This is a genomic window from Mycobacterium sp. (assembly GCF_052143115.1).
Taxonomy (GTDB): domain Bacteria; phylum Actinomycetota; class Actinomycetes; order Mycobacteriales; family Mycobacteriaceae; genus Mycobacterium.
Genome location: NZ_JBKQTQ010000271.1, coordinates 23,836 through 38,702, shown reverse-complemented (window position 1 = coordinate 38,702; position 14,867 = coordinate 23,836). Strand labels below are relative to the sequence as shown.

General features: G+C 66.4%; 11 protein-coding genes and 2 pseudogenes. 3 read left to right on the top strand and 10 right to left on the bottom strand.

Features of this window, described 5'->3' with window-relative positions; genetic code table 11:
- Positions 1–380 (top strand): annotated as a pseudogene (locus tag ACLQI9_RS26760) (glycine dehydrogenase (aminomethyl-transferring)); the annotation flags it as partial.
- A gap of 11 nt (positions 381–391) precedes the next feature.
- Here ACLQI9_RS26760 and ACLQI9_RS26755 read toward each other — a convergent pair.
- Positions 392–730 (bottom strand): hypothetical protein, encoded by a 339-nt coding sequence (locus ACLQI9_RS26755; protein ID WP_442392407.1) that lies wholly within the window; start codon positions 728–730, stop codon positions 392–394.
- 203 nt (positions 731–933) lie between these two features.
- Between ACLQI9_RS26755 and ACLQI9_RS26750 the strand changes: the two are divergent.
- A pseudogene (locus ACLQI9_RS26750) lies at positions 934–1,279 on the top strand (alpha/beta fold hydrolase); the annotation flags it as partial.
- 4 nt (positions 1,280–1,283) lie between these two features.
- Here the strand turns inward: ACLQI9_RS26750 and ACLQI9_RS26745 are convergent.
- The 9 genes from ACLQI9_RS26745 to ACLQI9_RS26705 all read right to left on the bottom strand — a co-directional run bounded on the left by ACLQI9_RS26745 (position 1,284) and on the right by ACLQI9_RS26705 (position 13,763).
- A complete protein-coding gene (locus tag ACLQI9_RS26745; RefSeq protein WP_442376964.1) occupies positions 1,284–3,395 on the bottom strand; it encodes a hypothetical protein in 2,112 nt (703 codons plus the stop codon).
- A 120-nt stretch (positions 3,396–3,515) separates the two neighbouring features.
- Positions 3,516–5,720 carry a malate synthase G gene (locus ACLQI9_RS26740; RefSeq protein WP_442376966.1) on the bottom strand — a complete coding sequence of 735 codons (2,205 nt, stop codon included), beginning with the start codon at positions 5,718–5,720 and terminating at the stop codon, positions 3,516–3,518.
- A 40-nt stretch (positions 5,721–5,760) separates the two neighbouring features.
- Positions 5,761–6,657 carry a 3-methyladenine DNA glycosylase gene (locus ACLQI9_RS26735; RefSeq protein WP_442377019.1) on the bottom strand — a complete coding sequence of 299 codons (897 nt, stop codon included), beginning with the start codon at positions 6,655–6,657 and terminating at the stop codon, positions 5,761–5,763.
- A gap of 91 nt (positions 6,658–6,748) precedes the next feature.
- Positions 6,749–7,801: a hemolysin family protein gene (locus ACLQI9_RS26730; protein ID WP_442376968.1), complete on the bottom strand. Its 1,053-nt coding sequence runs from the start codon at positions 7,799–7,801 to the stop codon at positions 6,749–6,751.
- Positions 7,801–9,168 carry a hemolysin family protein gene (locus ACLQI9_RS26725; RefSeq protein ID WP_442376970.1) on the bottom strand — a complete coding sequence of 456 codons (1,368 nt, stop codon included), beginning with the start codon at positions 9,166–9,168 and terminating at the stop codon, positions 7,801–7,803. The genes ACLQI9_RS26730 and ACLQI9_RS26725 overlap by 1 nt, the downstream gene beginning before the upstream one ends.
- 202 nt (positions 9,169–9,370) lie before the next feature.
- A complete protein-coding gene (locus ACLQI9_RS26720; protein ID WP_442376972.1) occupies positions 9,371–10,807 on the bottom strand; it encodes a GuaB1 family IMP dehydrogenase-related protein in 1,437 nt (478 codons plus the stop codon).
- A 30-nt stretch (positions 10,808–10,837) separates the two neighbouring features.
- Positions 10,838–12,301, bottom strand: coding sequence for an NADP-dependent phosphogluconate dehydrogenase (gndA, locus tag ACLQI9_RS26715; RefSeq protein ID WP_442376974.1), 1,464 nt, complete (start codon positions 12,299–12,301; stop codon positions 10,838–10,840).
- A gap of 74 nt (positions 12,302–12,375) precedes the next feature.
- Positions 12,376–13,332: a M56 family metallopeptidase gene (locus ACLQI9_RS26710; RefSeq protein ID WP_442376976.1), complete on the bottom strand. Its 957-nt coding sequence runs from the start codon at positions 13,330–13,332 to the stop codon at positions 12,376–12,378.
- 14 nt (positions 13,333–13,346) lie between these two features.
- A complete protein-coding gene (locus ACLQI9_RS26705; protein ID WP_442376978.1) occupies positions 13,347–13,763 on the bottom strand; it encodes a BlaI/MecI/CopY family transcriptional regulator in 417 nt (138 codons plus the stop codon).
- Between the two features lie 186 nt (positions 13,764–13,949).
- On the opposite strand from ACLQI9_RS26705, the gene ACLQI9_RS26700 reads away from it, so the two are divergent.
- Positions 13,950–14,759 (top strand): iron reductase, encoded by an 810-nt coding sequence (locus tag ACLQI9_RS26700; RefSeq protein WP_442376980.1) that lies wholly within the window; start codon positions 13,950–13,952, stop codon positions 14,757–14,759.
- Positions 14,760–14,867: the final 108 nt, after the last annotated feature.

Here is a 14,867-nt window from a genome sequence, read left to right as displayed (position 1 = left end):
AACGCTTGGCGGACTACGGCTTCCACGCTCCGACCATGAGCTTCCCGGTAGCCGGCACGCTCATGGTAGAGCCCACCGAGAGCGAAAGCCTGGCCGAGATCGACGCGTTCTGCGAGGCCATGATCGCCATCCGCGCCGAGATCGACCGGGTCGGAGCGGGGGAGTGGCCGGTCGACGACAACCCACTGCGCGGCGCGCCACATACCGCCGAGTGCCTGGTGGTGGACAAGTGGGAGCACCCGTACACCCGCGAAGTCGCCGCTTATCCGCTCGGCAAGGCGTTCCGGCCCAAGGTGTGGCCGCCGGTGCGCCGCATCGATGGCGCCTACGGCGACCGCAACCTGGTGTGCTCTTGCCCGCCGGCAGAGGCCTATGTGTGACCCAGCCTGACCTATAACGCGGCGAGGATCTGTTGCGGCACGGTGTCCACCAGCTCGGTGATCAGGCCGCCGAACGGGTCCACGCTGATGCTGGCTAGATCGCCCACGCCGAGATCGCCGAGCAGGTCGCTCAATGTCAGGTTGGTTAGGTCGCCCAGGCTGGCCAGGTTCAACGGGTCGTTGGAGATGCCAAGGTCGGTGAGCAGCTGACCCAAGTTCGGGGCGTCGTTGTTCAACACGGTGGTGATGTCGGTGTCACTGCCCAGCAGTGTGCCTAGGGAAATATTGTTCAACGCGGCTATGACGGTGGGGGTGTCAAGGATCCCGGTAAGCAGGCCAGCGTTGGTCAACGCAGTCGTCAGGGATTCGTTGAGGTCGCCCAGGCCGAGGAGGTTCCACAAACCAGCCCCAGGGCATTCACCGGGTCGCTCAGGTTGATGTACACGGTCATCGACGACTCGGGGGCGAGGAGGCCGTTGAAGGCCGGGATAGTGATGATGCCGTCCCGCAGGCTGACGTTGTCCTCGCCGTTGAGGAGGCCGTTCAGGATGTCGGCCGGCTCTTCACCACCGCGCGTCCGCTGTCTGCCGAGGAAGCGGCCGCCCAGTGGGCTGGTCACCCACAACGGCGGTCATCGAATCCCGCATCGGCTGTCTGTCTACCTGGACGAGCGCGTGCGATATGCCCGCCGCTGGCACGGCGCGGTGCGCGATTGGCCCAAGCCGCTCGGATTCGTCTGGGGCCTGCAAGATCCGGTGGCCTCCACCAACGTGCTGGCTGGGTTACGGGAATTACGTCCCGACGCTCCCGTCGTCGAGCTTCCCGGGTTGGGCCACTACCCCCAGATCGAAGACCCGGACGCCTATACCGAGGCCGCGTTGCGGCTGCTCACCGAATAGCCGGTCAGCTCAAGAAATTAGTCACCGCGGTGGCCAGCTCGGGAGATGCCGACGTGGCCAGGTTCTGGTAGCTACCACCGGACAATTTTGCGACGGCTTCCCAGGTCGCCCGGTCGGAATCAGAACCGAAGTCGATCACGTTGACCGCCACCGGCTTGGCTGGGTCGACGCTGTCCTTGATGAAATCCTGCAGGCCCCCGCTACTCAGGCTCTGGTCGGTGTGTGGTCCGGCCGTAATCACCAACACCGAATTCGATTGCCCGGGCTGGTAATTGGTCACTGCGGCCTTATAGATGATCCGCAGTGTGGTGAAAGACACTGCGCCATCGGACGACGCGTGCTGCTTGTCCAGTGCGGCCGTCAGCGCGGCCGACCGGGGTTGACCGTCGACGGGATCGGCCAGCGGGCCGGCCGACACCTCCGTTCGGCCTTCTTTGCCGTCGAACGTCCAGAGCCCGACCACCGAGTTGGGCGGCAGCGCCTTGATCCGGTCGTCCAGCGCAGCAACGACATTGCCCAGCCGGGTCTTGCCGCCTTCGCCGGTGGTCATCGACTGCTCGAGCATGATGATCGCCGCCGGTCCGCTCGACGGTGTGGTCACGGTGTTTGCCAGCGTGGCGCGCATCGCGTCGTCACCCACCGACAGCGTTGACGGTAGCGCCGCGAAGCTGGTGACGTCGCTGCTGGGCGGCTTGACCCCGGCAACCCGGAAACCGGCTTTGGCCAGTTCGGAGAGTTGGTCGGATTTCTGCATGAACCGGGCGAACGCGTTCGCCGCTGTCACTTGATCCTGCGACAGCCACGACCCGCTGAGCTGAACAGTCGGATAGTCAGCGATCGCCGCTGGCCCCGGTGGCAGCCAGGTACTCAGGGCGCTGGCGGCATCGGGCAACGATTCGCCCCGCTGGAAGACCTGCTGTTCGGTAGTGACCACGGCGTGCACCGGCGCGGTCGCCGGGTCACCGGGCCGCAGCAGCGCATTCATCGCCTCGGCCAACGAGTTGTCGGCCAGCTTGGGTTGACCGGCCATCAGTGTGTGCACCGCGCCGCTGCCATCGGTCGGCGGTGCGCCGGGGGGCGCGGAGCCCGCCGCCACTGCCTCGGCGGCCAGATACGCGGCGTCGCTGTTGCCGCCGAGCGGTAGCGCCAGCCGTAGCGGTCCCCAGTTCGGCAGCTTCAACCCGGCCAAGGCGTCGGGTTTGGTCTGCAGGTCGGGCAGCGTCGCCCATTTCTGGGCGCCGAGCTCATGTTGAAGTTCGGGCCGCACCGCGAGCACCACCGGCGAGCTGACCAGCGAGCGGCTTTCGGTGATGGTTCCCTTGCCCGCGGCGGCGGTCAGCCGCGCGGCCGACACAGAACTGGCCGGGATCCACAGCACGGGTCGTTGGCCGAGTTCTGCCGGCCAGTTTCCGATGAAGCCATCGACGACGGCGTCGGAGCCCGCGGATTTGACACCGACCTCGACGCAGTGGTCGCCGATCGGCCCAGCCGACCCGTTGTAGCGTTCCGCGAACTGCTGCACATGCTCGGCGATCGACGGATCGGCAATGACGGCGACCGCCTCCTTGCTGCCCGTGCACGCGGCGGCCTTATGCGAGCGATTGGACAACGCGTCGCCGAAGAATCGCCACACGATCACCCCAGCCACCACCACGACGACCGCGACCAACGCCGCGATCACACCGATGCTGACGCCGCGTCGCCCGCCGTCGCTGCGGTGACCACCTCGCCAGTCGCTGAGGCCCCGATGGCCGCCGGACGGCGGCGGTGGCGGTGGGGCGGGCGGCTCCGGCCCGCGTCGCGGGAAGTCCGGGAAGTCATCCGGCGTGTCAAGATCGGCGGTGCGCCGATCCTCCTCGCGGTGCTCGTCGCGATCGGAGGGATCGGTGTAGTCGAAATAGCCTGGATCGCTTGGGAACTCGTCCGGATAATCGCCAGTTGGGTGATCGGGATAGCGCGGACCGAGGATGCCACCGGTGTCCGGGGGTGGCGCGGACGGGAAGTCTATGGACTCCCGATAGCGACCAATGTCGCTGAAATCGTGCGGCTCGGAATAGTCGTCCGACGGTTCGCCGCTGGTGGGCTCGTCCGGATCCGGAGCTCTGTGCCTACCCATGCCGATGCTCTCCCGCGCGCCAGAAGTACTCCCCCGCAAGCGGGTGGGGGTACCTCCCTTTGGGGGCGTGCCCCCGACAGCGTCTAGCCATTGGGATTGTCAATGCGCCCCGAGCCGACATCAATCACTCGCGCGAGCCTTAAATTCACGACGGCGCCGATGCAGGATCGGCTCGGTGTAGCCGTTGGGCTGCTGGGTTCCATTCAGGATCAACTCCTGGGCAGCGAGGAAGGCGATGCTGTCGTCGAAGTTGGGCGCCATCGGCAGGTATGCCGAGTCGCCGGCGTTCTGCTGGTCCACCATCGGAGCCATCCGCTCCAGGCTGGCCCGCACATCCTCTTCGGTGATCACCCCGTGGCGCAGCCAATTGGCCAGCAACTGGCTCGAGATCCGTAGGGTGGCACGGTCTTCCATCAAAGCCACGTCGTGGATGTCGGGCACCTTCGAGCAGCCGACGCCCGCGTCGATCCAGCGGACGACGTAGCCCAGGATGGACTGGCAGTTGTTGTCGACCTCCTCGCGGATCTCCTCGGGAGCCCAAGCGAGTTCCTTGGCCAACGGAATGGTCAGCAGCTCGTCGATGGTGGTCCGCTTCTTGCCCTCGAGCTCGGCCTGTACCGCGGCCACGTCCACGTAGTGGTAGTGCATCGCGTGCAGGGTGGCCGCAGTCGGCGAGGGCACCCAGGCGGTGGTGGCGCCCGCCTTGGGCTGGCCGATCTTCTGTTCGACCATGTCGGCCATCAGTTCGGTCATCGCCCACATACCCTTGCCGATCTGTGCCTTGCCCTTGAAGCCGGCGGCCAGACCGGTGTCGACGTTGGCTTCCTCGTAGGCCTTGATCCACGTGGTGCTCTTCATCGCACCCTTGCGGATCATTGGGCCGGCCTCCATCGAGGTGTGGATCTCGTCGCCGGTGCGGTCTAGGAAGCCGGTGTTGATGAACACCACCCGGTCGGCGGCGGCTTTGATGCACGCCTTGAGGTTGACAGTGGTGCGGCGTTCCTCGTCCATGATGCCGACCTTCAAGGTGCCCTGCGGCAGGCCGAGAACGTCTTCGACCCGGCTGAACAGCTCGCAGGTGAACGCGACCTCGTCGGGTCCGTGCATCTTGGGTTTGACGATGTAGATGGAACCTGTGCGGCTATTCGCCAAGGGACCATTCGCTTCACCGGTTTTCAGCCCGTGAATCGCGGTAACGCCGGTGAACAGGGCATCCATGATGCCTTCGAACACCTCTTTTTCCTCGCCGTCGCCTCCGTCCACCAGGATGGCGTCGTTGGTCATCAAATGGCCAACGTTGCGGACGAACAACAGGCTGCGACCGGGCAGGGTCAGCTCGCCGCCGTCGGGTGTTTTGTAGGTGCGGTCCTGGTTGAGCACCCGAATGAACGTCTTGCCGTCTTTGCTGACGTCCTCGACCAGGTCACCCTTGTTCAGCCCGAGCCAGTTGCGGTAGCCGAGCACCTTGTCGTCGGCATCCACAGCGGCCACCGAGTCCTCGAAGTCCATGATCGTAGTGATGGCAGATTCCAGAATCACGTCCTTGATCCCGGCGGCGTCGGTCTTGCCGATCGGCGACTCGGGGTCGATCAGGATCTCGATGTGCAGGCCGTGGTTGACCAACAGCACAGACCAGTCGGGGGAGCCGAGCTCTCCGGTGTAGCCGACGAACTGGCCGGGGTTGGCCAGCCCGCGGGACAGTTCGTCACCTTCCAGGCTGACCAGCAGTCGGCCGTCCTTGACGGTGAAACCGGTGGCGTCGGCCCACGAGCCGGACGACAGCGGTACCGCATCGTCGAGGAACTTGCGCGCATAGGCGATCACCTTGTCGCCGCGGACCTTGTTGTAGCCGTGGCCCTTCTCGGCACCGTCGCTTTCCGGAATGACGTCCGTGCCGTACAGAGCGTCGTAGAGGGAACCCCAGCGGGCGTTGGCGGCGTTCAGGGCGAACCGCGCGTTGAGCACCGGCACCACCAGCTGGGGGCCGGCGGTCTTGGTGATCTCGTCGTCGACACCCGCTGTGGTGATGGTGAAATCGGCGGGTTCCGGTAACAGATAGCCGATCTCGGTAAGGAACTGGCGGTACGTCTCGGGGTCTATCGGCTCGATGACGTGATGCCGGTGCCACTTGTCGATCTGCGCCTGCAACTGGTCACGGCGCGCCAGCAGATCCTGGTTTTGTGGCTGCAGGTCGGTGATGACCTTGTCGACGCCCGCCCAAAAGCTGTCGGGGTCGATGTCGGTGCCGGGCAAAGCCTCGGTGTTGATGAAGTCATACAGCACCCGAGCGACGCGCAGGTTCCCAACCGGCACGCGGTCTGTCATCATTCTCCTCCGCTTTGACCTGAACAAAGTTGCGTCCAGCCTACCGGCCAGTAGCCCGACTACCCGCCCCGGCGCGCTGCAGTAGCAGGTCACACCGGGCGAGCAGCGCTGCCCGTAGCTGCGCCGCACGTGACGCGATGGCCTTCTGGCAACGCACGTACTCGGCGCGGCCGGCAGCCTGCTCAACGGCGATCGGTGTGTACCCGTAGCCCCGCAGGTCGTACGGGCTTGCTCGCATGTCGACTTCACGTGCCGCCGCCGTCAGGTCCAGGCAGTCGAGCAGTACCTCGGATTCGATCAGCGGGCTCAACTTGTACGACCATTTGTACAGGTCCATGTTGGCGTGCAGGCAACCGGGCTGCTCCCAGTCCTGTTGGGTGGCGCGGCTGGGCGAGCCGGCGTTTCGTGGCGCCGCGTCGGTGCTGAAGAAGCGGAACGCGTCGAAGTGGCTGCACCGCAGCGGCCCGGCAACCTCGCTTTCGACAACGGCGTCGGTGCCGGCGGCGCCCAACCGCAGCGGGACACGCTCGTGGCGAACGGCGCCGTCGCGGTACACCATCGCCCATTCGTGCAGCCCGAAGCAGTTCAGCCGAGCCCGGCGCCGCGCGGTCGCCCGCAGCAAGCGGGCCACAAAGCAGATGGTGTCCAGCCGGCTGCGCAGATAGGTCTGGCTGACCGTGACACCGGTTTCATCAGCGGTGTAACCGCGGCGGGCATGGTAGCGACGGATCGCTTCGTCGCCTGCGAGCAGCACCCCGTAGCCCGGGTGCCAGCAGCGCAGCTGCCCCGGCCGCAGGCTGTAGTAGCTGAACAGGAAGTCCCACACCGGATGTGGCTCGCCGGCCCGGGCACGCTTGAGGTGCGGGGCGACGAACGCCTCGGCGCGTTCGGCGTACTCGTCGGCGCGCGCCGTCCACCGCTCAGGCTCCAGCCGGATGCAGGCTGGGGCTCGATTGCCCGGCTCGCCCCCGCCAGCGGGAGGTGCCCCCACCTCGGGCCATTCCGGCCCGCATCGTCGCCGGGCGGCCTCAGGCACGCTGCATCCCATCGCGTACGACGCCGACCAAATCCCGGACCAGATCTTCCAGCGCCACCATCGCGACAACTGTCCCGTCCTGGCCGGTGACCAGCGCCAGATGGCTCTTGCTGCGACGCATCCGCGACAGCGCCTCGGGAACCGACAGCGATTCGGGAATTTGCGGCAGCGGCCGGACCCGCGCCAGGTCGACCACGGCGTGGGGGTTATCACCAAGCGGCAGCACGTCTTTGATGTGCAGGTATCCGATGAACCGGCGGTCGGCGTCGACGACCGGGAATCTGGAGTAGCCGGTTGCGGCCAGCGCCTTTTCCACCGCTTCGACCGTCGGCCCGGAGCCCGGGGCGGCCACCGGTACCGCACGGATGTCGGTAACCGGCACGGCCACGTCGGCGACCATCCGGTTCCGAATCTGCAATGCCCGAGTGAGTCTGGTGTGCTCCTCGGGATCGAGCAGACCCTCCGACACCGATTCGGCGATCATCTCGCTGAGCTCGACGGTGGAGACTGTGACGTCGAGCTCGTCGCGGGGCCGCACCCGCAGCACCCGCAGGGTGCCGTTGGTGCAGCGGTTGTAGAACCCGATGATCGGCCGGACAGTCCGCACATACATCAGGTAGGCCGGGATCAGCAGCATCGCCGTCCTTTCCGGACCGGCCATGGCGATGTTCTTCGGGACCATCTCGCCGAGCAGCAGATGCAGCGTCACCACAATCGCCAGTGCAATCGCGAATGACACGGTGTTCAGCAGTGCCGGTGAGACGCCGACGAAATCGAACGGCCGTCTCAGCAGGTCGGCGACCGCGGGCTCACCGAGCCGGCCGAGCAGGATCGACGACACCGTGATACCCAGCTGAGCCCCCGCGAACATCAGCGGCAGCTGTTCTCCCGCCCGAATCACGGTGACCGCGCTTGATCGGCCCTGCTCGGCCAAGGCTTCCAGCCGGTCTCGACGCGCCGAGATCAGCGAGAATTCCGCTGCCACGAAAAACGCGTTGGTGGCCACCAACAGAATGGTCGCCAGTACTCCCAGCAGGTCGCCCATCAGGGAACCCGCCCCGTGCTGGACTCACCGCGACCATCCAGTTGGGTCAGCTCGAGCAGGTCGATACGGCGGCCATCCATCCGGATCACCTCGGCCTGCCAGCAGGCCGAGCTTTCCGGTATACCGTCGGGTTCATATCCGCTCAGCTGCACCGTGTCCCCGCTCACCGGGATGCGGCCGAGCTGTTGGAGCACCAACCCGCCGATCGTCTCGTATTCACCCTCCGGCGCGTGATAACCGGTGGCGGTCGCCACCTCGTCGATGCGCAATAGACCTGATACCCGCCAACCGTTGCCGGATGCGATCACATCCGGTGTGGCGTCGTCGTGTTCGTCGCGGACATCGCCGACGATCTCTTCGATCAAATCCTCGACGGTCACCATGCCCGCGGTACCGCCGTACTCGTCGACGACCATGGCGGTCTGCAGGCCGTTGGCGCGGATCTCTCCCATTAGCGCGTCGCCGTCCAGCGTGGAGGGCACCACCGCGACCGGCTGCGCGACGGCGGTCACCAGCGTGTGCTCCCGCTCGGCAGGCGGCACTTCGAAGACTTGTTTGACGTGCACGATGCCGACGGTCTCGTCAAGGTCCCCATCGACGATCGGGAACCGGGAGAAGCCGCTGTCGCTGGCTGTTGCGACCAGGTCCGCGATCGTGTTATCCGTTTGCAGCGCAACGATTTTCGACCGTGGCGTCATCAGCTCCTCGGCGGTGAGCGTGCCGAACTGCAGTGATCGACGTAGTAACGCCGCGGTGGCGGGGTCCAGCGAGCCGCTGCGAGCAGACGTGCGTACCAGCGAAACCAGTTCCTGGGGTGAGCGGGCCGACCGCAGCTCCTGCGCAGGCTCGATGCCTAGCTTGCGCAGGATTCGGTTCGCCGCACCGTTTGTCAGCCGGATCGCGAAGGTCATCACGAAGGAGAACAGCAGCTGCGGGCCGGCGACGACCCGGGCGGTCGGCAATGGCCGGGCCACGGCGAGATTCTTGGGCACCAGTTCGCCGAAAACCATGGACAGCGATGTGACGACCACCAAGGCAACGGACGCGATAACGGCGTCGGCGACCCGGTCGGGCACGCCGAGCGCATCCATGGCCGGGTGCGGCAGCTCCGCCACCAACGGCTCGGTGAGATATCCGGTGACCAGCGTGGTGATCGAGATGCCAAGCTGCGCGCCGGACAGCTGGAAAGACAGCGTGTGGTGGGCGCGGCGCACGTAGCGGTCACGACGACCACCAACACGCGCGTTGGCCTCGACAGTGCTGCGCTCGAGGGTGGTCAATGAGAACTCGGCGGCGGTGAACAGCGCGTTGCCCGCAGTGAGCAGCACGATCGCCAGCAGGCTGAGCAGGGTGACGACGAGGTTCATCGACGCCGCCGCTGATGCGGGTGCGACCGTGCGCGCCGCGATGACCGCTCGGCCCGGAAGCCACCGGCCTCGCCGGGTGCCTGCGGCACGGAGACCCTTTCCCTCGAGTTATCCAATGACTACGTGAGGTTCCTATGGTAACGAAGGCGTAACCGGCGCTGGCCCTGGCTGGAGCGACCACACGTCCCCAACCGGTCTGCAGCTACCAGCCGAACGGCAGCGGATGGCCTTCAGCGAAGCCCGCTGCGGATTGCACGCCGACCACCGCGCGCTGATGCAGCTCGGCGAGCGTCGAAGCACCGATATAGGTGCACGTGCTGCGCACGCCGGACGTGATGTGGTCGATCAGGTCCTCGACACCGCCGCGGTTCGGGTCCAAGCCCATCCGCGAAGTCGAGATGCCTTCCTCGAACAACGCTTTGCGGGCACGATCGAAGGCGCTGTCGGCTCCGGTGCGGGCAACCACGGCGCGTTTGGACGCCATCCCGTAACTCTCTTTGTACGGCTGGTCCTCGCGGTCACGCATCATGTCGCCGGGGGATTCGTAGGTGCCGGCGAACCACGATCCAATCATGACGTTGGACGCGCCGGCCGCCAACGCCAATGCCACGTCCCGCGGGTGGCGGACCCCGCCGTCGGCCCACACATGTGCGCCGAGTTGCCTTGCCGCCGAGGCGCATTCGAGTACGGCGGAGAACTGGGGCCGGCCGACACCGGTCATCATCCGGGTGGTGCACATCGCGCCCGGGCCCACACCGACCTTGACGATGGACGCTCCGGCGCCGATCAGGTCGCGGGTGCCTTCCGCCGACACCACGTTGCCTGCGGCCAGCGGCACACCCAGGTCCAGCGACGAAATCGACTTGATCGCATCCAGCGCCTTCACCTGGTGACCATGTGCGGTGTCAACGACAACCAGGTCGACGCCGGCCTCGGTCAACGCCTGCGCTTTGGCGGCCACGCCACCGTTGATGCCGACCGCGGCGCCGATGCGCAGCCGGCCCGCGGAGTCGGTGGCCGGGGTGTAGATACCCGCGCGGATCGCCCCGGTGCGGGTCAGCACGCCGGCCAGCGTGCCGTCCGGGCCGGTCAGCACCGCGACGTCGACGGGGGCCTGCTCGAGTAGGTCGAATACCTCTCGCGGGTCGGTGCCCACCGGGGCGTTGACGAAGTCGGTGATCGCGATGTCCCGCACTCGCGCGAAACGGTCCACACCGTCGCAGCACGATTCGGTGACCAGCCCGATCGGACGGCCCTCAAGGGCCACCACCGCGGCGCCATGTGCGCGCTTGTGAATCAGCGCGAGCGCATCTGACACCGAATCGTCGGGCGCCAGTATCACCGGGGTATCGACAATCAGGTCACGGCTTTTGACGAAGTCCACCGTGCGCTGCACCGCGGTGATCGGTAGATCTTGCGGCAACACCACAAGTCCGCCGCGGCGGGCCACTGTCTCGGCCATCCGCCGCCCCGCGACGGCGGTCATGTTGGCCACCACCACCGGGATGGTGGTCCCGGAGCCGTCGTGGGTGGCCAAATCGACGTCGAAACGTGACGCCACGTCCGAACGGTTCGGCACGATGAACACGTCGTCGTAGGTCAGGTCGTATGCGGGACGGTGCCCGTCCAGAAACCTCATCGGTGTCGGTGTACCCCTTATGTGGCCCTGCTAGGCCGGCACTTCAGCGCGATCCCCACTCCATAATGTGTGGAACTTCTTGCTCGGGTCCTCGTCGATGCGCCCGTAGGTGTGTGCGCCGAAAAAGTCCCGCAGGCCCTGAGTCAGCGCGGCCGGTAGCCGCTCGGTACGCAGCGCGTCGTAGTAGGACAGTGCCGAGGAGAAGCCCGGGATCGGGATGCCTAGTTGGGTGGCGGCCACCACGACGCGACGCCAGCTGTCGATGGCGGCCTCGATTGCGCTGCGGAAATACGGCGCGACGATCAGGGTCGGCAAGTCGGGGTCGTCGTCGAACGCCTCCTTGATGCGGTTGAGGAATTTCGCCCGGATGATGCAGCCACCCCGCCAGATGGTGGCCAGGTCGCCGGGCGTAATGCCCCAGTTGTACTCGACGCTGCCGGCCTGGATCTGGTTGAAGCCCTGGGCGTAGGCGATGATCTTCGACGCGTAGAGAGCCTGACGGACATCTTCGATGAATTGCTTTGCATCGCTTGGCTTTTCGCCCAGGTGACCGGACGCCAGGCCGGTCGTGGCCTTACGCTGGGTCACCGATCCCGACAGCGCGCGGGCGAACACCGCCTCGGCGATACCCGTCACCGGCACCCCGAGATCCAGCGCCGACTTCACCGTCCAACGGCCGGTGCCCTTTTGCTCGGCTTCGTCGAGGATGACGTCGACCAGCGGCTTGCCGGTCTTGGCGTCTTTTTGCCGCAGCACCTCCGCGGTGATCTCGATCAGGTAGCTGTCCAGGTCGCCCTTGTTCCACTCGGCGAACACGTCGGCGATCTCGTCGGCGGTCTTGCCGAGCCCGTCGCGCAGCAGCTGATAGGCCTCGCCGATCAGCTGCATGTCGGAGTACTCGATGCCGTTGTGCACCATCTTGACGAAGTGTCCGGATCCGTCGGGACCGATGTGGGTGCCGCACGGCACGCCGTCGACGTGCGCGGAGATCTCCTCGAGCAGCGGGCCCAACGATTTGTACGACTCGGCGGGGCCGCCCGGCATGATCGACGGTCCGTTCAGCGCACCCTCCTCGCCGCCGGAGATGCCGGCGCCGACGAAGTGCAGACCACGCTCGCGCATTGCCTTCTCACGGCGGATGGTGTCGGTGTAGAGCGCGTTGCCGCCGTCGATGATGATGTCGCCTTGCTCCATGGCGTCGGCAAGCTGCTCGATGACCGCGTCGGTCGGATCACCGGCCTTGACCATGATCAGCACCCGACGCGGCTTCTCCAGCGCTTCGAGGAATTCTTCGATGGTCTCCGACCGGACGAACTTGCCCTCGTCACCGTGCTCTTTGAGTAGTGCATCGGTCTTGGCGACGGACCGGTTGTGCAACGCCACGGTGTAGCCGCGGTGGGCGAAATTGCGGGCGAGGTTCGACCCCATCACAGCCAAGCCGGTGACTCCGATTTGCGCAGTGCCGGCAGTACTGTTCGATTCCGACGAGCTCATGTATTCGCCTCTCAGGGTCGTGACTTTGGGTATCCAAAGTATCGCCAATGCACCGGGGTTGCCGCAGCCCCAGGTTAGGCGGCGGTGAACAACCGTTGCAGTTCAGTAAGCCACGGGATGGCCAGCGCGACGGTCGGCACCACCAGTATCGCCGCCGCGGCAAGGTAGGCGGCCGTCGACAACATCAGGCTGTTGCCACTGCCGGAAAGCCGGCGCACCCGCAGCAGCGTGTGGGCACCACCGGCCCCCAACGCACCCAAGGGCGTCCGACCCGACGCACAGGTCACCAGGGCGCGGGCCAGGGGAGCGCGGCCGGCCACGCGGACTGCGGCATCGTCGGCCAGCAGTTCGACCAGCAGCTGCACCGCGTCCAAAGCGCTTGCGCTGCGGACGAACCGGGGAAATGCGGCGTGTGCAGCGGTGAACGCCTCAAGGACGAGATCGTGACGGGCGCGCAGATGGGCACGCTCGTGGCCCAGGATCGCGGCAATCTCGGTCTCGGTGAGAGAGTCCAGCGTGCCCTCGCTGACCACCACTCGGCTGCGGACGCCGGGCAGACAGTAGGCCAGTGGCTGCGCTACTTCCAGGACGCGCAGGTCACACCCCCGGGCGCAGGCCTGCGTCGCGGAGACCGCATCGGGCGCCACACCGAGCAGGTCGACGAGCATGCGGTGATGGGCCCGCCGCCGGCGCGTGACGATGGCCACCCGGATCACGGCCATGGCCAGCCGGGCACCGATCAGCACCGTGAGCGCGAAAACCGCGACATCCAGGGTCCACAGCGGCCAGCCGAGTCGGCCGATGTCAGCAACAGGGGTGGCGGTTGGCCGCCCGTCCTGGCCGGGGACAAACAGCCGGCTGGCGATCGCTATCCCGGCGCTGAACGCTGAGAGCACCGCGGCCACGGCGACGGCCTGCCAGAGCACCATTGCTGCGCGCGGGGCACGCAACGGCCACTTCGCTCGCGCCAGCAGGGCCGGGACCGGGCCGACCAGCAGCACCGCAAGGACGGTGAAGGCCAGCCCGGACACGGTGCCAGTCTCCCTCAGTCCTCGGGTAGAGCGCCAGCCGACGGCACGTTGCGATGACTGGACTCCAGTTCATCGAGTGCCCGCCGAAGCGCCTCGGCCTCGTCAGCACCAACCCGTTCGACAAAATGCACCAGGGCCGCCTGCCGGCTTCCGGAGTCTGCGGCCTGATCCAGCGCGTCGACCATCAGGCCGGCGACCAGCTCGTCGCGGCCGTGCACAGGTACGTACCGATGCGCGCGGTCGTCGCGGATTTGCGAGACCAAGTTCTTTTTGGCCAGCCGTTGCAGTACGGTCATCACCGTCGTATAGGCGAGATCGCGTCGCTGGGACAGTGCTTCGTGCACCTGACGGACGGTTTGAGGTTGGGGAGCGGACCACAAATGGTCCATTACTGCACGTTCGAGATCCCCCAGACGCGTCAGCTTAGGCATATTCGTTCCATCTCCTATGCAATTAGACCAGCGTACTCCGGCTTACTACCGACGGTCGTAACGCCTATGACGAGTAACGGTCTGATGCGGTAGTAAGTCCCGCGGCGCCGGTCCCGCCGGTGTGAGGGCCCTCACAGTGTTCCGCTCCATTCTATGGTTAGGCTTACCTCACAAAAGGAGGTACCCGTGACGATTCTGATCGACGACCCGCTCATCGCGGCCATGGCGATTGAGCGCATGTTGCCGCTCCACGAGTCCAGCCGACGGCTTCGCGAGCTGTATCCGCAATGCCCACGGGTCTACGGTGTCGCGGTGCTGGCCGATGTGTCCGTACGTCGGTGGTGGCCATTGGAGTCGGCGCTGCGCACCGATCGCCTGCGCGCGATGTTCGACGCGGCCGCTTTGGACATGGACCGTCGCAGCGCCGCGCGGCAGTTGGCGGCGACATTGGTCCACACCGTGATCGGGCGGGTCGTCGCGCTGGTGGTGCTGGAGGCACGGGCATGGGACACCGGCCTGGAGAACCTGTGGGTGCATGTCGACTCCGATGGCGTCATCGACTGGGCCGGAGTGGTTGACCCGACGGTGCGTGTGCTGCCCGACGACCCCTACGTCGCGGACGACGACGGCGATTGCCTCCGCGACGGGGTGGTCCGGCTGCCGAGTGAGGCAGCGTTGACCACCTGGGTCGCACACCGCTGTCACTGCACCCTGGAACCGTTGTTCGCCAAACTGCATGCGGTCAGCGGCGGCGCGATGTCGGTAGCGACGATGTGGCACATCGTCGGCTCGATGGTGGTAGCGGGCGCGACCCAGGTGCCGCAGTTGGCCGGCACCGACGAGCTGACCGCGATGCGTCGCGGTCAGGCGGTGCTCGACGCGCTGGTGGGCTTCGGCCTGCCGGTGCGCGGCCCGTCAGCGCCCCGCCCGCGAACGCGGACCCCTTGCGAAATTAGGACAGCCTTGCCTATGCTGCTTGCATCGAGCGATAGATGACCGTGACGGCGTCCTGAGGGCTGCAGTGACCCCCGGTCTACTCGATCGGCGAGCCCCGTGCCCGGTGCACGGGGCCCGCCTGTATTTAGGGTCAAGCCCGGGATGCGA